Source organism: Variovorax sp. EL159 (genome assembly GCF_900100965.1).
GTDB lineage: Bacteria > Pseudomonadota > Gammaproteobacteria > Burkholderiales > Burkholderiaceae_C > Variovorax.
In genome coordinates this window covers 141,657-158,902 of the sequence record NZ_FMUJ01000005.1, presented here as the reverse complement: position 1 = coordinate 158,902, position 17,246 = coordinate 141,657, and the positions used below count along the sequence as shown (strand labels likewise).

The following is a 17,246-nucleotide window of genomic DNA, read 5'->3' as shown; positions in this document are numbered from 1 at the left end:
CGCCATGAGGCGGTTTTCTTTATGAAATAGGCCGCATTGCTTTACGGCCCTTCAGGTTCAACTCACTTGATATCTTGAATGTCCTTCAAGATCTGCATCGCTGCGTTGTCGGCCTCGCGCTTGCTCCCGTACCGGGAGTGAAGGTAGGTCTGGCCCAGCGCCTGCACCAGCACGTTCACCTCGTCCTCACGGCGGCCCTCCTTCACAGAGACGCGTTGCACATCGGCGTAACGGATATAGGTCTCTTCGGATTCGCCTTCGTCGAGTTCGCGAAGGGAAAGCCAGCCCAGAACAGTTTGCACAGGAAATCTCCTTTCAGAAAGTCCCATTGCAGCACGGGCCGAAGAATCTCTGGGGGGCCTGTTTTCCATATGCGAAAAAGCGAGTCTGGCGGGCCGGCCTTAGAGCACCAGCGCGTCCCGCCTGCCAACTCGGTGGACTTTCAGTCCTGCCTCGCTCGCAGCAGCATCTACCAATGACCAACTCCCCTATCTCCATGGCCACCTGAACGTCGCTCTCAAAAATCCATGCAATCAAATGCACTTTGCATGCATAAAATCCTTCAGTGCTTGCAAAGTTCGCCAGCGCTTGATATCATGTAATCCATGCACTTTTGCATGCATTACTTGGAGCCAAGCATGGACGAGATCGGATTTACCTTCGATGAACTTCTGACGCTTAAGGCGCTGCAGTTCAAATCCTCCCTGAGCGGGCGCGGGAACAATGACTTCGTCAGCCGACTTCTTGAGCAAGATCAAGTTCAGGCGGAGGCCATCGGCATGAAGAACATGTGCTTTCGCGTGAATCCCGTACTGCAGGCCCGGTTCGAAGCCATGTTGAGTGTGCTGGACATGTCAAAGCAGGAAGCGTTGACGGAGGCGATGCAAGACATGATGAATCGGGTCGACGACAAGCTCCAAAAACTCGGATTAGCACCGGTGTCCTACGACGGCCGGCTCCGTGAGCTGGGGTTCGAGCTTGGCGAGCCTGACTCAGAGGGTCGCCGAAGCATCAATCGCGTAACGAAAGAAGGAGCTTAAATATGGCCTTCGAATCATTTGAGGATCTTGCTCGCGTTGGCCTCAAACGCGTCGCGATGGGACCGACCCGAGTCCTGGTGAGGTCGGAAGTCGGTATCAAGGGACGCACACAGACGCTGTTCCGGTTTTCTGATGATCTGATTGAGAAGGCAGGCTGGACGGCGGGCAAGGATCGAATCACGCTTTCGATAGATCGGACGGATCTGGCGATCAGAGCTCGTCGTACCCTCGTCGGCGGCTACAAACTGATTGCCAATCGATCGGCGCGCCCTTACCTCAAATTCACTGCAGCCCGCGGTATGCCGATTGCCGATACGCCGTCGGAATCAACCGATGTCGTTGTTGTCGGCGGTGAAATCCTGTTCACGCTCCCCGCCAGCGTCCGGCTCGCTGCTTAGCGACTCAACCTATTTTCGGAGCACCGGTCACCCCCGTCTGATCAAGATACCCAGAGCCTCGGCTTGCCAACGCATGCCGCGGAGTGACAGGAATGGATGTACGTTCGTGTATCCATCCGCTAGACTCCGCGCCATGAAAGATGCAGGCCTCCGAGTCCGCGTAGAGAAGGAACTTCGCGAGGAGTTTGTAGGGACATGCCGCCTTCAAGGCAGGCATGCTGCAGACGTTTTGCGGGACTTCATGCGTGACTACGTCACGCGCGAGCGTGGCGGGTTACAGCAGTCTTTGTTTTCCAATTCAAGAGATCCGGCTCAGCCCGAGAAGGTCAAATGACCGTAGCACGTAGCAGCAAAGCAATCAAAGAAGAGCCATCGGAACCGCTTTGGACAGAGAAGCAGTTGCTTTCTGCCGCTCTGCAGTTGGGGGCCGCTGGTGTTGCCGGTTGGTCCGAGCAGGAGCAAGAACTCGCCCAGCAAGCTGACCCAGTCGCCGACAAGAAAAAGATATCTTCGCTTCGCGACCAAATTCGCGAAGGCCAAGACCCTCTGGGCACCTTGTTCGGTCAGATCAGAAGTCCCGAACAACGTCGCGATCTGGGAGCCACCTACACGCCACCTGGCATCGTCAAAGCCATGCTTAAGTGGGCGCAAGAGCGGCCTACGCCGGCCCGCGTCATCGATCCAGGTGTGGGCTCTGCAAGATTTCTTTTGGAAGCGGCAGCCGCTTTCCCCAAAGCTCAGTTGGTGGGCCTCGAAATCGACCCCCTCGCCGCCATCCTTGCACGCGCAAACCTCGCTGCCAGTGGCCTCGCAAAGCGCAGTCAAATTGTCCTACAGGACTACCGCGAAGGTCTGGCCCCAATCGACGGGCGCTCGCTTTTCATCGGCAATCCTCCTTATGTTCGCCATCATCAGATCGGCGCGAAGTGGAAGGCTTGGTTGGCAGCCAAAGCAGCAGGCCTCGGGCTCGAAGCCAGCCAGCTCGCAGGCCTCCATGTGCATTTCTTCTTAGCCACCGTGCTCAACGCCAAACCCGGTGATTCGGGCGCGCTTATCACCGCAGCAGAGTGGCTAGACGTGAACTACGGCAGGCTTGTGCGCGAACTGTTCCTGTCGAAGTTGGGGGGACAGGGCGTTGTCGTCGTGGAGCCGACGGCCGCACCATTTCCCGACGCGGCGACCACCGCCGCCATCACGTTTTTCGACATTGGCAGCAAGCCGGACTCCATTCGATTGCGTCGCGTGAAACGGCTCTCGGATCTGAAGGATCTCTCGGGAGGAAAAGAAGTGCGTCGCGAGCGCCTCGAAGCGGAAAGCCGATGGTCTCGCCTTACCCACGGTGCGCGTGAATGTCCTGACGGCTTTGTTGAACTTGGGGAGTTGTGCCGTGTACACCGCGGGCAAGTCACTGGGGCGAACAAGATTTGGATCTCGGGCGAGCACACGGGTGGCTTGCCGGAGCGGGTTTTGTTTCCGACGATCACCAAGGCTCGCGAATTGATTTCTGCGGGAAAAGTGCTTCAGGACGCTACGGGCTTGCGCTCTGTCGTGGATCTCCCGGAAAACTTGGATGAGTTCGACGGGGCGGACAAGAAGGCGATCGAACGGTTTCTCCGCTTGGCTCGTAAAGACGGCGCTCATTCTGGCTACATCGCCAGCCATCGGAAAGCATGGTGGTCCGTCGGCCTGCGTAAGCCTGCGCCCGTTCTTGCGACCTATATGGCCAGACGTGCGCCAGTCTTCACCCGCAACCTAGTTTCGGCAAGACACATCAACATCGCCCACGGTCTTTATCCCAGAGAGCCCCTCAATGACGACATGCTGAGAGCTCTCGTTGACTATCTGACCACGGGTATCAGCGTTATCGATGGCCGTACCTACGCCGGAGGCCTGACAAAGTTTGAACCAGGCGAAATGGAACGCCTCTTTGTGCCCGGACCCACACTCCTCGCGACCTGGGAAGGGACGACACCACAATGATCAAGCCGCCGGTATGGACCGAAGATCAGCTTGAAAAAGGGCGAAATGCGGCAATCGAGGTTTTTCGAAAGCGTCGAATGGAAGAGCCCCTCGAGGAATATCTCGAGGCCTTTGATGCCTATCAGAGCGTCATCGAGGAATTGCTTGAGTCCACAGTCGACCTTAGGGAACTGGACAGCCAGCTGATTGATGTTGTCACCGATAAAAATCAGCTTGAAGTGCTGAGATATCTGCCTGGTCCGCCGATTTCTGCAGATGACCTCAAGACCCTGGCAGATGCAGTGCTGACTCCGTCAAAATTACGAGCGAATCCGTTGATGGCGAAAAGCATCGCGCAGATCATCCTCAACGGAATTGACCGACGGCGCTTCCCATGGGTGACCGAAGGACGGGAGCCTACGGAGGCTGAGCGAAGTGCCGCTGTTCTCGCCTCTGCTGCCTTGTTAGCCACCAGTCGGGCAGGGACCAAGCGCCGAACAGAAGACAAGGATCAGCAAGAGACAGAAGTTATGGAAATGCTTGCGGCTGCGGGCCTCCGGCGCGTTTCGACGCGGGACATCCCAGTACTCTCCGCAGCCCCAGGACGCGGTGAATTCTGCGCGGAGAGCCGACTAGGGACGAGAAAAGCGGACATCGTTCTTGGTCTTTGGGATGGGCGCGTCATGCCTATCGAATGCAAGGTCTCGAACTCCTCCACGAACTCGGTCAAGCGATTGAACAACGACGCTGCGGTGAAAGCAGTTTCATGGAAAAGTGACTTTGGGACAGTGCAGGTCATACCGGCAGCGGTGCTCAGCGGGGTATACAAACTTCATAACCTGCAGGATGCACAAGCCCGTGGCTTGACGATCTTCTGGTCTCATGACATCGCCGAGCTAATTGGCTGGATCGCTAGCACCAAGTGAACAAGCCGTGAGACGCGAGCAGACTTGCCATGACACATCCCGCGGGGGCCAGCGCCGGGGATGGGCGAGCCTTCAGAGTCAGAGGAAAGACGACTGGTACAAGCCTACCAAGTGAGTCCTCTCGAAGTCATCGCTGCGAAACGTGCGCACCTTGCGCGCTTGGCAAACCAAGCTGGAGCAGCCGGAGAAGTGGCTGCGCTCGACGCGATGGCAAACTGGATTCCAAGACCTCGCGGCCGAGAGCTAAAAGAACTTCTCCTAGCTCTTGAGGAGAGCGGGGTCGTGGTCAAAGGCTCCAGTTTCGACGCGATTGCCATGCCGCGCCACATCGACTTGGGTGACCCTGCCGCAGTTCGCGCTGCTTTGCCAGAGATGGTATTCATCGAGATTAAGAGCGCCAACCAAGCACGCACGAAAGCAGGCTTCACAGGTTTCTTTTTCGCGTTGACCGAGAGCGAAATTGCAGCGGCTGAGGTGCTGAAAACGCGACACAAGGTCGCTCTCTATAACAAACTCACAGGCGAGTTGTTGATGACGTCGATCCCCGAAATCTTGGCCCGTGCCAAATCCATGACTTGGCAACTTTCTGTGCAGTTGTAATTCTCTATAAGGTCGCCATGGAGATGGCCGACCATGTAGTGAGAGATAACATCTACCAGCTAAGCCATCACAAACAGATATAGATTTGCTGCGCTGTCTGCATGACGGATTGCGGATACGGTCAACGACGCGCGATCACCGTCGGCCTTCATCTGGAGTTCGCAGGCCACGCTCGGTGATGCGTCCAGTTCGCCTTCTCGCCATATCAAGTGCATCTCTAACTCGTCTTCGAATTACATATTCCTCCTGATCTACCGACTGTTCGCGTGTCCGCTTCGCGATCTCGATGAGATCGGGGGTGAGTTCTGTGATGCTCGCATCAAATGCAACTGGCAGAACCTTCACGCTGCTTCTGGACGCCTTGTTGCGCAGTGGGCCGAAAGCGAGATAATTTGTGAGGAAGTCCGCGCTCATAGCTGGAGACGGAATTGGGCGCCCGCCAAGCCGCTCCGCAACGCGTCTATTGATGCCAAATGCCATGTGATCGAGCGTCAGCCACCAAGAAGTAAATCCGAGCGCCGACGCACCCTCTTGCTTACGCCGTTGAAGCACTCCGGCATAGTTCTCGGTGTCATGCTCCGCCAGTCGAAGAGCCAAATTGGGATCAATGTCATCGCCACCTCTGAGTCGGCGATCTAGATGAACGTTGGCCCATGCCTCCTTGATTGCCAATCGGTAGCGCTCTTCTAGCTTATTCGCGTCCTGCGCAATGTCCTGACGCTCAATTCCAAAAAACTGCTGCAGGAAGTCCGCGATGTCCTGCGTTGGTTGGACGTTGCCACGAATTTTTTGGAGCCAGGTTGAGAACCCTTGTACACCCCGCCCCATTGATACGTAGTATGCGAGCAAGTACGGAATGCTGCTTCGCCACTCTCCTGGACGGCTGTTCGCACACACAGACGCTCTGTGGGTATGCGCTTCCACCTCCTCGAGTACGCCGTCAGTTATCTTGAGTTTCAATCCGGTGTCGCGTGCGACAGCAATAAGATGTCGGAACTGCCGCTGCTCCTCCTCAACCAGATCTTCGGCGATAAGAGGCAACACCATCGATGTGTCCAACCAGATCTCTCCGTGTGAGAACATCTTCTGGACTGCGGACTGAACGTCGGGCGTCTGCTTTAGAAATGCGAACAGCGTATATGCGTCACCGAGGTTCTTTAGATAGTCGCTAATCGCGCCCGCTGGCGCTGTAAGAATCTTCTCGACCGCCTCAGAGAGCTTTGCTTCCAAGGCTTCGTTGCGCGCAAGACCTGCGGCACGCCACGCCTCCTTTGAGATGTCTTTGACGAGGTCGTAGCTAAGTCGATCGAGTTGACCTCGATCGAGCGCTGCGACAAACAGTTCGCCGCGTTGAAATAGGAATTGCTCGACCGATTGTCGAGCCAGATTCGCGCACGGATTTTGGTGCAGCTCCGTATCTGTAAAAACTTGAGTAAGTACTTCGGCGATCGCAGTATTGAGAGCGTTGTCGCGAGCTTCTGTTTCTGCGAGACGGCTTTTGATGCGCTCCGTCTCCTCATGCGTGAGGCAGTATTCTTCGTTAGGAAACAGGCGGATGAACTTCTTAGTTAGTCTCGCTAGGGCCTTGTCGGTCTCACCAACAACAAAGGCCTCCGCCTGTCCGGGTAAGTGACTGCAGATAGCCGCATGGACAGCGGCTTTTGACATGCGCTTTTCGGCCGTCGTTCCGCGAAGCACGGTGCGAACAAGTGCCTCGAAGGCCAAACGTGTTAGCCCTTTATCCCGCGTGTCGTCTTCCCATTGCATCTCCAAGAAAACGAGCGCCGCTCTCGACTCTCCCTCTGACAGCGCCTGAGCCTTGCGCTCGATAATCTCCTTGCCCTCAAGGTATGGATCAACGACCTCACTTGAGAGTTGAGCAGCCACAGCTTCGAGATGCCCATCGCTCGCATATCGATCTAGAAAGTAAGAGCGATCACGGATATCAAGCGACAGTTTGTACTCTCGCCGTATTTCACGTCGGAGCTCATCAGCTTTTGCTCCAATGACCTGATTCGTCACATAGATCAGTTCGCGCGCGTTGGGCAGATTAGTGGAGACTCTTTTTGCCGTGCCCTTGATCTTCGGCTTCCAGTTGGGGGTGACCGAATACTGGAGCACAACGGTCGGCTCGTCATCAGGCGAGTACAACTCAGCGTCCCGGCCTCCGTCGCCGCCGGGGCTGGCGACGGTACGGATATTTGGAAAATCTCGAGCAAGGAAAGCTGACGCTAGCTGCTCGAATCGCGTCCAGTGCGAGGCATCGAGTCTTTCCAGCGCAAGTTCAAATCGTTTTCTGTGCAACAAAGGAGCCCTCACTAGGTTCTTCTAGAGATTTCAGGGTAACCCCGAGCAGCCACGTTTAGCCCAATCGGCGCTCGGCCGAAAAGTCTGAATAGCTGTTTCCGACCGGATGGTACCTTCGCTCCATCCCCCAAGGTTCCTTTCTCGGCGGGTTTGCTGACGTGTTCAGCACAACAAGCTAGCGCCGAGAAACACACGCTCGGGTTGGAGCGTCAGGCCTCTGATCAACTGCCCGTCTTGAACGTGAAGGTCTTCGAGAACGAGCCCACCGTGTTCGACGTGATCGCCGGATTGGTACCGGTGCTGATCGGATTACCGTTGTTGAAGTCCGCCATAGTGGTGTTTGTCCCCGTAAGGGTCACGATATATTCAGTGTTCGGCTCGAGCGATTGATCCGGCAGGATGATCGCGCGGCTCGGATCGACCAAGAAGTTGGGGTCGTTCGCCTTCAGCATTGGTGCGCGCAGCATCACCGGGGAGCCGTCCGACTTCTTCAGCATCGTGGCAGACCGGATGGTGATGAGCTGCCCAGGGCGAACAGCTACGATGATTGGCTGACCGACCGGATTGACGGCCAAGTCGCGTCCTGGAACCGGGTTCGGCTGCTCGTTCTTGAGCTGATACGCCGTGCCAGTAGTGCCCTCACACGGATAGGTTTGTACCTCCAATCCGCTGGGCTTCTGCGAGAACGCGGTTTGAGCCAGGCCGAGGTTGTATTGCGAGATCGTACGGGGGCCAAAGTTGGCGGTCGTGCCGACATCATCGCTGCTCTTGATCGAGAGGCCGACGTCCAGCACCGCGTTGAGCAAGTCCAGAGCGTGGTACGGGGCGCTCAACAGGCTGCGGACGGACTCGACGCCTTTGCCGGCTATCACCTGGGCGGCGCCACCAGTGACGTCGGAGTTATCGTCGAGCATGACCCTCCAGGGATACCCGGCTGCCGTGGCACGATCGCCCTGGTTGGCGCCGGTGAAGGCTGTCGACTTCGACGCGTTCTGGATATGGCCAGCCATGTTGTTCACCAGCAGGTAGTTGGCATGGCCGGCCGCCGCGATGTCCAGATGTGCGTTCTGTGCCAGCAGACCGAATCCGCAGCGGCTGCGCTCGGTGTTCAGCAGGTTGAAGGCGGCTAGTTCCTCGGAGTCCACGGCATAGGTCGGCGCCGGCACCGAGGTGACGATGGTCGAGGTGGCATCGCCTTCAGCGGGATCGTCTGTCCCGGGCTGAGAGGGCGGCGGGGCAACGGGCGGCTGCACCTGCGGACTCGTCGGAGTGCTGGTATCCGGTGCAAGCGGCGGGGCGATGCCGATCAGCGGAGCGCCACCGCCGCCACCTCCTCCACCACCGCATGCCGAGAGGAGAACGAGGGCAGCAGCAAGCGCGATCGCACTGGGGAATTGGGGGAACTGGCTTTTGGTTTTCATGATGAATTGAAAAGTCGGGAACTGAAAAAATGGTTGTTGAAATTTGTTGGGACGAGAGCTCAATCGAGCTCCCGCAGACCCATCGGATGCCGCATCGAGGCCCCGGCCACAACGGCTCTCGCGCCGAGCACGAAGGCCGTGGCCAGGCCGCCCGCCATGCGCTGCTGCCGCGTCGCTTGGGTAGACTCATATTCACGCTGGCGTGCTGCCGCGGCTGCTCGTGCGGCCTGGGCCTGTGCGCGCCGTCGTTGGCGCTGCTTGGCCTCCAGCGCGCCGATGGAACAGTCAATCCGAGCCAAGCGTGCATCGAGCTGCGCAAGCTGGGCCTGGAGCTCGAGCCATGCTCGCCGACGCGCCGCCCGCTCCTCGAGGGCCAGGGGTTTCATGGTGTTGGTCCTCGTGAACTCAAAACTGCATGCCGGCGTGCACCGAGATCTCCAGGCGCAGCGTTAACTTCCCGTAGATCAGCGCGGCCGCCCACGGTGTAGGTGCCGTCGCCCAGAGCTCCGCCATCTCGGACCGGCTCGCGGCCGTGTCGGGCATCACTTGGTCATAACGTGCGTACCAATCCGGGTGGTCCTTGCGGATCTCATCCCACTGCTGCTCGACCAGTGCCATGCCGGCGGCTTCGTTGGCGCTATCGCGTTGTTGCTGATTCATTGCTCTCTCCTCTTTTGTGTGTGGATGTTTAGGCTCTCGCCTGTACTCATGCGCGCTGCGCGTCCTGCTTTTCCCTCGAGGTCGTCGCTGCGTCGGCTGCGAGCGCTTCCTTGATCTGCTGGATCAACGAGCCGTGTTTGATGCGCAGCGCGGGAGCCGCTTCCTGGAAGCGCTCCCAGGCCCGCGCAGCAGCGGTTTCGACAGGCTCGGAGGCTTCGGCAATGCGCCACACGATGTCATCAAGGGCATCGTTCAGCGTGCTGTATCTCGAGTCCAAGAGCACCCGTGCGTCCGACGCCGATCGATCAGGGTTGAACAAGAGCGAATGAGGGCGACTGACAGCGATCAGTGCCACCTTGTCCTCGACGGTTGAGAGCGCGGCAAAAGTGCCAGCGATGGCTTGCCTGGCTTGAGCCTGACGCTTCGCCCTTGCATCTTCCGCTTTCTTCCTGAGCGTGGAGGCCTTCGCCAAAGCATCTGCGAACACGTCAAGCACGGCGATTGCTTTGTTCACTGCCTCACGCTCTGACGATGTGAACTCCGCGGCTTCATTTGATTTCGCAGCTGATCGAAGACCCCCAGCGAGTCGACGCATGCTCGTTGCCTGCCTTGCCCGCTCTTGCGATGAATAGAGAGACTTGCCGGCCAAGTCCTGTGCTGTGATCATCTCGCTCTCCTTTGCGATCAGGCGCGCAGCACCCGGGCGATCGGACCGTCGACGGCTAGGTCACCAGGGTCCAGCTCGAGGGCCTCTTCGACCGCCATTTGGTTGGCAGGATCGAGCGAGAAAACGAGCCACGCGAGGACTTCGCTGCGCGGCTGGCCGGCCAGCTTCAAACGCTGGTCCTCGGCCCAAGCGGCCAGGCTCGGCTTATTGGTCATCACCGCGTCCAGCGCGCGCTCGGCGAGCGCGTCCAGTTGGTTTGCTTTTGCCATCTCGTCATTTCCTTTCGTGCCGCCACGCGGCGTTGGTCTTAAAAAAACACCGGAACCTTGAGCTGAGCCCCTTGGGAATCCGGTCCCGGCTGGGAAAACGATCCAGGCGGTCTCAATCACCGTCTACCTCTCGCCTTCGCCCGGAGTCCGTGGGGCCGGCGCGATTGATGCACGCAAGGGCCCGCCCGGAGGCCGCATGCGCAAGCGAGCGAAGCGAGTGCGAACGGGCGAGGACGGGAGCGAAGCGAACCCTTGCGGGTGGCAATCGAGCGCGCGAAGCGCGCGGCGCCGGTCACACTGACGAAGGAATAGCGAAGGCGCGAGGTAGACGGTGAAGGCCGCGGAGAACAATTCCCAGACGGGACGCCGCGCGGCGAGCGCCTCATGCCGCGCAGCGGCACAGGCCGGCCAGAGGCCGTCGAGCGCAGCGAGCTGCTGCCGCAGGCAGCGTGCGTCATGCGATCGGAACCGAAGGCCGAGACCGAAGGGCTCGGGGGCGCAGCCCTGAGAGCGCGGTCGGCGAAGCCGAGACGCCCGACAACGACTGACTCTTGCCCCAACCTTCGTCCAAAATCAGCCGAAACTTGTACGAACCTTCGGCCAAGTCGCGCCTTGTACAAAGCTTCGACCAACCTTCGTACAACACTGCCTCTAGAGCCGCGCGCCGAGCGCGCGGCAACACTGCAGAGAAAAGAGATGGCCGAACCTTCGTACAAGGTTCGGCCAAGTGAGGACTTGCACGAAGCTTGGCCGAAAGTTCGTCCAAGTCTGTCCGAATGCTCGGCGAACTTGACGACTCGCGTCACGATCAAGCTCCGCCGAACGCGAACTTCAGCAGCATGAACGCTTCGGCCAGGACCGTGACCGCAGCCACGGCCATCCACGCATGCACGCGGCGCAGCCGCTGCGCGGTCGAGATGGCCGCCGCAGCGGCCTGGGCACGAGCAGCTGCCGCAGCCGCCGCTTTGGCCGGGGCTGCTTCAAGCTGGAGGATCCAGGCCGCGTAGCGGGCGCAGATTTCTGCAGCCGCGTCCTCTGCAGTCATCGCCTTCGGCGCGAACTCATGCGCCACGCTGATGGCCCAGGAAACGGCTCGGCCAACACCCGCATCCGGCTCGCGCTGCAGCTCAACCGGCGGGGCCTGAATGTCATATAGGCCCATCTCAGCCAGTGCGCCGCCGGCGGGCAGGACATCCACGTCGACCGAGTCGCTCGCTCGCAGCAGGAGCATCAAGTTCGTAGCAAAGAATTGCGCGTCGTGGTCGTGATCGGCGCCAACAATTTGGTGCGCGAGCTCGTGCAAATAGATGGTGACCAGGGCGCGCGGCGAACGGTAGAGCATGAGGTTGCTGACACTGACGCGCCTATCGGGCGCGTATTCCGGGGCGAGTGCCCAGCCTGCCCAACATCCGGTTGGCCTAAGCTCTATCGGGTACGCGCGGCGGAGCCGGCACGCCGCGACCACGGGCGTGAGTAGCCTGGTCACCCAGCCGGCCAAGGCTGGGGGTGCGGACTGCACCTGGAAGACCGGTACCGACAGCGCCTCAACCTCCTCGAGATCGGTGGCCACTCGATGGTTCATGCACGACCCGGACGCTCATGAGTGGTGTCATCGTCCGCGTCGGCATCTGCGTCATCCAGGTCGTCGGGCCACAACTGGGCGGCGGCCTGGTTCCGTGCGAGCGCCGCATCCTGAATAGCCTCCTCGAGCGAAGCCTTCTCCCGCTTGATTTGCTCTTCGTAGTCCTTGATAAATTGCATGCGCGCGGAGCCCACAGGCAGAGCTTGGAAAGCCTCTTGTTCGTGAGGCGGCACGTGGTGCACCTCGTGCGCATGGAGGAGTTTCAAACGACGTGACGCCGCCAGAAACGTCGCCCGGAGCTCTGCGGCGCGCTTCGCGTCGGTCCTGTCGAGCACCGATGGCATTTGGCCTGGCCCGATGTCTTCCGCCTGAGCAGCGGCCTCTTGATCTGAAGCGGCCTGCCCAGCCGAAGCGTGCGCTGCCTCGGCTGCGGCATCGGCCATGACACGAGCCTCGGCGAGAGCATCGAGCTGAAGGCGAAGCGGATGTTCATCAGGAACATGGCGCGCAGCAACCGCCACGCTGCGAGACCAATCGTCCGCGTTTTCGCGCGCCTTGTTCAGGGCCTGAAGCGCTTGCGGTTGGTCTTCAGGCACGACGGCGGCAAGGGCAAAGCTGGCGTCACGCAGTCGGCGCAGATGGTCTTCGCCAACGTCGAGCAGCTTCGCACCATCGCGTTTTGCGCGCGCGGCGTCGCGCGCCTTGTCGAGCGCAAGAGCCCGGTCTGCTGCGTCGAACCCCTTCACCGCGGCATCCTCGACGCGATCGGCGTGGTCAAGATCCAAGCCTGCGGCGCTGGCCGCCGCACGAAGCCTTGCAAGCTCAGCGCGGGTCTCCGCGAGCTCTTCCTTGAGCAACTGGATGAGGGCATCCCTGCCGTCTTGGGCCGGCTCTCCTGCCTCGCCCGTCACCACGGTGCCGGGAGGGATAGAGGACGGTCCCCACAGGCCGCCGAGCAGGCGCATCAGGAGCGACCTGAACGCCTCCAAGATTCGGCTCAGCCAGCCGGGCCCGAATTCGATCGGAGCGAGCTCGCGAGCTTCACTCTTGACTGCAGGGGGCCGTGGGCGATCGAGATCGATGCCGGCGGCTGCGGCCGCGACGGCAGTCTTCTTCGGCGCTGCATTGAATCGCAACGAGTCTTTCAGCGATGGGCGCGTAGGTGCTGCAACCGCTGGAGAAGGTGCCGAGGTGGTAGCTGTAGATGGATCGGTGATGCTCATGGAGGACTCCTGGTGGTGGTTGAAGAAAGCCGACGCAACACGCGCCTGCGCGAGGGAAAGAAATTGATCGACGACAGAAGGGGCATTCATGGCCGCCGCCTTCCGCTTGCGGCTGGGCTTTGCTGGGCCGGGTGCAGGGACTGCTCGAGCCGCGCTTGCGCGGCCCGCACCTCGTCGACCTGCAACTGCGCGAAGGCCCATGTCGCCGCGATCGCCAACACGCAAACGACCAAGGTCGTCACGGCCGGAGTGAGAACGGCCCAGTACAGAGCTCTGCGAAGGCGCTGGCGCGCCTTCTGCAGATCTGTCGTCGTTTGCCCTTGGGTCAACGCGATTTGTGCCTGCAGTGCCTGCTCGTGCACCCTGAGGTCCGTCACCATCCGGGCCGTCGACTGGTCCAGCAACGAACCGAGCGTCCTCGCCTTCGCTGCGAGCTGACTGAACTGCTGGTCGAACTGGGCCAGCGCCTTCGCCTGGCGCTCGATCTCTATGTCCGTCAACATCGGACTCGATGCCGATGCGACCGAGTTCAGCATCGGGACCGTAGCGTTTGCGATTTCGGGCAGCGGCGGCTTCGAGCTGCGGGACGAGCCTGCGCCGCTCGGCTCGAGCCCGCTCGATGTCGACGTCGCCGCCTCTGCCGCTGGAGCCAATGACCAGGTCATGTCCAGGAACGCGAACGGATCGTTCTCGATCGGCTTCGAGCCACTGGGCGGCGTCGAACCGGTCATCGATCAAGGCTCCGCGTAGCCGCAGTGGTCTGGCGCCAGGCTGTAGCCGCAGGCTGATGTAGTCCGCCCCCACGCGCGTGATGGCGCCGGCCTTCTCCAATGCAGCCAAGACGGACGCGCGATCGGTCAGTGCGCCAGCACGTACGCCGGCCTCCAGCCATTTCCCGATCCGCTCGCGCGCAGAGGGTGCATCGCCCGGAAGACCCGCACGCAGCTCCGCCGCCGAAAAAAAGGCTTCGTGCTGAAGCGGTTGAACGTTCTTTTGGCGTCTCGGATCGTCTGGGCGTGCGAGACCGAGCCTGAAATTCCAAGAGTTGCGAAATGGATCCCACACCTTCGCCCAGCCCGGCGGCGCAATGTTCATCGACTTGCCACTTTGCAAATCGACCATGGCATGGACGAGGTGGATATCGAAACCACCATTTGGGCGTCGGTGTTCGACGGCCGTCCAGCAATTCCGATGCGCACCGAGCCCGGGGAATGCAACGCGCTCGAAGTCGTCGAGCAGCTCCTGAATTTCTTGATCGCTCAGTTTCTCTTCTGGCGAGAAACCCAAAGACCCCGACTTGTAGCGCCACTTGAAATCGAGAGATCCCGCAACGTTTGCGACCATCTGCGGATCGCCGCGCAGAACGCGAATTCCAGCGCGTGGTATGCGTTTGGAATCCAGAGGCGACAGGATGTAGTCGATGGCGTCTTGCGGACTGCCCTGGCCATGCGGAGTAAAGGAAAGATACACGCCGGTTCATTTCAAATGCGCCTGGAGGATTTCCTGCATCGCTAGTTCGATCTGTTTGAGGGAATTGGCCGAACTCAATACGTCGGCGGGCAGGCCGACGACGTATTGCCCATTTAGCCGACGCGCGATTTGATTGACTGAATTTCCGATCTGACTGAGCTGAAAAAGAAGAGCGGGATCGACCTGCGTGTAGCGCCGCCTGGAGAGATCGGGCTGACGACGGCCTGGCGCGCGCCGGCCGGTCATTGGCGCAGCCGCGCCGGCACCGATGCGCACGGCGGAGCGCAGCCAGTCGGACAGATTCATGCCGTGAGCGCGAGCAGCTGCGCGCCAAGCATCTGCATCGTCAGATGGCAGACGCAGACCTATCCGGGTCGGAAATTCGCCGTCCTCAGAGACGGCTACAAGCGGGCGTCTGGCCCGGGAGGAATTGGGGGTTTCAGGGGGCTCGGCCCCTTGACCAGCCTCAGACGAAAACCGCTTTGCGGTGTTCGACTGAGTAGGCTGGTTTCGTTCGCTATGGGACATGCTCCCATCGTGGCGAGCGCCACTTGGAGCGGTTACGACACGTGTGCGATGCGAGTGCGACACGCGTGCGACATGGCATCCCCGACCGCTACCGCTGAGTGCGCTGTATGTGAGTTGCTCGCGCGCTACCAAGGAAGTTGCGCGCAGCTGTCATGGTGCGGCTGGCATAGTCTTCTGGGTCAACCTTGCCACGTGCTGCTGCCGACTCGACGAGTCCGGCATGAACATCTGCCGGCCGATGCCCCTTAGCCAACAAGCTCATCGCACACCTGCAATCCAGGCCCGATGGCGTGTTATCTAGACCACGCTCTTCGCACCTGCCCATTGATCCAATGGCACCGGTCGAAGCTCTAACGGTCAATCCAACCTGGCTCTCTAATAGCCAACCCTTAGTTGATATCGGAGTTCCAAGCGAACTTAGTTGCACTAGTCGGGTTTTGAATCGATATTTCCCGTGCTTCAAATTGACGGATCCCGGCCAGCGGTGCAACTGTTGGCCACCTGTAGCTCCTACGTCCCCTGCGTATTTAGCGCTCAAAGTCTTCTGAAGAGCATGTCGTTCAGCGTGCGACAGCCCTCGATCGCAAGCATACAGATGCTGATAATTTCCATGGGATGTTTCAAGAACGGCGCAAGGGCAATTTTCGATAACGGGAATCTCGGTCTTCAAATCATCAAGAAGGATGATTGCTGAACCATCAAGTGGCCCCGCATAAAAAGATTCACCAATATATTTATTACCTTCATCTCTTTTCCGAAGCCGCTCCTGCTTCATTGAGCGCCCAATGACCTCTTTAATTGCCCTCTCAAAATCGACTAACGTCAGACCTCCGGCTTTATCCTTGGAAATTGCAACTTTATTTTCCCGGAGATGCAATTGCCCTCCGGATGCGCCATGATCGATGTGAATTCGCAGCGACACCAACTGGGTCAAATGATCGGCTCCGCGATTGATCGATCGAATCCAACTCGCCAATCGCCGCCCCTCCAGAACCGCTTGGGGAGCGTCCGGCGCGAGCCGTCGAGCCTTCTTCATGCCAACAGACTCTTGGGGCAAGGCCCTCAAAGAACTGCTGCTCACGCACGAACTGGAACACACCCCCCCGCCCGCTTGCGCAGGCGTGACGCCCCCTTCGGGGGCGGGGGCGCCTGCGGCGCGAGACGGAGCGTCTCTCGAGAACGAGAGTCGCCCCGTTGAGGGGCTCTCATTAAGGGGGGGTGTGTCTATGAAAGATTCACCGGCCATTTTGTCCGCTATGACATTGGTAGCGAATCTGTCCGCTATGAACTTCGTAGCAGGCAAATTCGCTTCCGCAGTTCTCACAGCAGCGCGGTTTTCGGACTTGTCGACAGTCATTTCAGAATCTCTGAGAGCTGGTTTGACCAAGAGAGGCTGACCCCACGGGGGAAGATCGGAGAGGTTCACATAGAACCGGTGCTGCTCGGCCCAAGGAAGTGAATCGAATCGCCTAGCGGCCTCCAGAAGACCGGGATTGAAAAACGTGCGGTTCGTCTCTCCAGCCCCAGCCTCGAGGTAACGGATGACATTGAGTCGCGCAGCCTCCCTCATGACCCGCCGAACGGTCCTATCAGAGATTGCACAAGCCGCGGCAATGCGCTGCTGCCCAGGCCAGCAGCCTTCGTCCTGACGCGCCGCGTCGGACCAGTCAAGATGGCGGGCGACAGCCTGAAGGACTCTCACGATGGGAGCCTTGAGCCTCGCTCCACTGGAGCTGGTGTAGATGTGGCCGCCCAAGAGGCGGACGAGGGAATCCATGGTCGTGCTCGACCACGACCGACAGGCGGCATAAAATCAAGAAAGCGCCTCGCCAAAGTCGCAATCCTGATGAGCCACGCCCGCCTGTGCGGACGTGGCTTTTCTTATTGCGACTCAACCACTTCGAGTCGCAACTCGATCCCGCGGCGGCTGTAGTGCAGCAGGCACGCCCGCACATCGACCCAATACTCACGGGTCGGCAATCCAAAAGGATCAAGGTGTGAAAGCCACGAGGGCGTACGACCGCGTTGAACAGCGCGATAGATGCTACGAACAGTGATCGGCAAAACCGCTTCGATGGCCGACAGGGTCACCCGCGGAGGCACCTTCTTCGATCCGTTTCGTTGCTGGTGCTCGCTCATGCGCACGGGGACGACATTCATACTGCATCCCCTTCGAACAGCCTTTGAATATCGCTA

General features: G+C 59.6%; 19 protein-coding genes. 6 read left to right on the top strand and 13 right to left on the bottom strand.

Annotated elements, in window-relative coordinates; genetic code table 11:
* Positions 1-62 precede the first annotated feature (62 nt).
* Positions 63-302: a hypothetical protein gene (locus BLQ28_RS21685; RefSeq protein ID WP_093243850.1), complete on the bottom strand. Its 240-nt coding sequence runs from the start codon at positions 300-302 to the stop codon at positions 63-65.
* Positions 303-638: 336 nt separating this feature from the next.
* Between BLQ28_RS21685 and BLQ28_RS21680 the strand changes: the two genes are divergently transcribed.
* The 5 genes from BLQ28_RS21680 to BLQ28_RS21655 all read left to right on the top strand — a co-directional run bounded on the left by BLQ28_RS21680 (position 639) and on the right by BLQ28_RS21655 (position 4,923).
* On the top strand, positions 639-1,040 hold the full coding sequence (locus tag BLQ28_RS21680; protein WP_143012553.1) for a hypothetical protein: 402 nt from the start codon (positions 639-641) through the stop codon (positions 1,038-1,040).
* A gap of 2 nt (positions 1,041-1,042) precedes the next feature.
* Positions 1,043-1,438, top strand: a complete 396-nt coding sequence (locus BLQ28_RS21675) for a hypothetical protein (RefSeq protein ID WP_093243846.1) — start codon at positions 1,043-1,045, stop codon at positions 1,436-1,438.
* A gap of 330 nt (positions 1,439-1,768) precedes the next feature.
* Positions 1,769-3,418: an N-6 DNA methylase gene (locus tag BLQ28_RS21665; RefSeq protein WP_093243840.1), complete on the top strand. Its 1,650-nt coding sequence runs from the start codon at positions 1,769-1,771 to the stop codon at positions 3,416-3,418.
* Positions 3,415-4,323 (top strand): XamI family restriction endonuclease, encoded by a 909-nt coding sequence (locus tag BLQ28_RS21660; RefSeq protein WP_093243836.1) that lies wholly within the window; start codon positions 3,415-3,417, stop codon positions 4,321-4,323. Before BLQ28_RS21665 ends, BLQ28_RS21660 begins: the two co-directional genes overlap by 4 nt.
* Before the next feature lie 111 nt (positions 4,324-4,434).
* A complete protein-coding gene (locus tag BLQ28_RS21655; RefSeq protein ID WP_143012552.1) occupies positions 4,435-4,923 on the top strand; it encodes a hypothetical protein in 489 nt (162 codons plus the stop codon).
* Positions 4,924-5,058: 135 nt separating this feature from the next.
* Here the strand turns inward: BLQ28_RS21655 and BLQ28_RS21650 are convergent, their stop codons facing one another.
* The 9 genes from BLQ28_RS21650 to BLQ28_RS32750 form a co-directional block, all read right to left on the bottom strand.
* A complete protein-coding gene (locus BLQ28_RS21650; protein ID WP_143012551.1) occupies positions 5,059-7,230 on the bottom strand; it encodes a hypothetical protein in 2,172 nt (723 codons plus the stop codon).
* A gap of 221 nt (positions 7,231-7,451) precedes the next feature.
* On the bottom strand, positions 7,452-8,651 hold the full coding sequence (locus tag BLQ28_RS21645; protein WP_143012550.1) for a CAP domain-containing protein: 1,200 nt from the start codon (positions 8,649-8,651) through the stop codon (positions 7,452-7,454).
* Between the two features lie 59 nt (positions 8,652-8,710).
* Positions 8,711-9,037 (bottom strand): hypothetical protein, encoded by a 327-nt coding sequence (locus tag BLQ28_RS21640; protein WP_093243824.1) that lies wholly within the window; start codon positions 9,035-9,037, stop codon positions 8,711-8,713.
* Positions 9,038-9,056: 19 nt separating this feature from the next.
* Positions 9,057-9,311 carry a hypothetical protein gene (locus tag BLQ28_RS21635; RefSeq protein ID WP_093243821.1) on the bottom strand — a complete coding sequence of 85 codons (255 nt, stop codon included), beginning with the start codon at positions 9,309-9,311 and terminating at the stop codon, positions 9,057-9,059.
* A gap of 46 nt (positions 9,312-9,357) precedes the next feature.
* Positions 9,358-9,978, bottom strand: a complete 621-nt coding sequence (locus tag BLQ28_RS21630; RefSeq protein WP_143012549.1) for a hypothetical protein — start codon at positions 9,976-9,978, stop codon at positions 9,358-9,360.
* 17 nt (positions 9,979-9,995) lie between these two features.
* Complete coding sequence (locus tag BLQ28_RS21625; RefSeq protein ID WP_093243817.1) at positions 9,996-10,247, bottom strand: hypothetical protein; 252 nt, start codon at positions 10,245-10,247, stop codon at positions 9,996-9,998.
* Between the two features lie 808 nt (positions 10,248-11,055).
* Complete coding sequence (locus BLQ28_RS21620; RefSeq protein WP_093243816.1) at positions 11,056-11,817, bottom strand: hypothetical protein; 762 nt, start codon at positions 11,815-11,817, stop codon at positions 11,056-11,058.
* Between the two features lie 8 nt (positions 11,818-11,825).
* Positions 11,826-13,142 (bottom strand): hypothetical protein, encoded by a 1,317-nt coding sequence (locus BLQ28_RS21615; RefSeq protein WP_143012547.1) that lies wholly within the window; start codon positions 13,140-13,142, stop codon positions 11,826-11,828.
* Complete coding sequence (locus tag BLQ28_RS32750) at positions 13,139-13,783, bottom strand: hypothetical protein (protein ID WP_143012546.1); 645 nt, start codon at positions 13,781-13,783, stop codon at positions 13,139-13,141. Before BLQ28_RS32750 ends, BLQ28_RS21615 begins: the two co-directional genes overlap by 4 nt.
* Before the next feature lie 238 nt (positions 13,784-14,021).
* Here BLQ28_RS32750 and BLQ28_RS32745 point away from each other — a divergent pair, with 238 nt between their 5' ends.
* Complete coding sequence (locus BLQ28_RS32745; protein ID WP_143012545.1) at positions 14,022-14,567, top strand: hypothetical protein; 546 nt, start codon at positions 14,022-14,024, stop codon at positions 14,565-14,567.
* On the opposite strand, the gene mobC is transcribed toward BLQ28_RS32745, so the two are convergent.
* The 3 genes from mobC to BLQ28_RS32740 form a co-directional block, all read right to left on the bottom strand.
* On the bottom strand, positions 14,529-14,828 hold the full coding sequence (gene mobC / locus BLQ28_RS33050) for a plasmid mobilization relaxosome protein MobC (RefSeq protein ID WP_176801188.1): 300 nt from the start codon (positions 14,826-14,828) through the stop codon (positions 14,529-14,531). The genes BLQ28_RS32745 and mobC overlap by 39 nt on opposite strands.
* Positions 14,829-15,138: 310 nt before the next feature.
* The gene (locus BLQ28_RS33345; protein ID WP_256327409.1) at positions 15,139-16,086 is read right to left on the bottom strand and encodes a DNA-primase RepB domain-containing protein; all 948 of its coding nucleotides are present in this window, start codon (positions 16,084-16,086) and stop codon (positions 15,139-15,141) included.
* 845 nt (positions 16,087-16,931) lie between these two features.
* Complete coding sequence (locus BLQ28_RS32740; protein ID WP_143012544.1) at positions 16,932-17,210, bottom strand: hypothetical protein; 279 nt, start codon at positions 17,208-17,210, stop codon at positions 16,932-16,934.
* Positions 17,211-17,246: the final 36 nt, after the last annotated feature.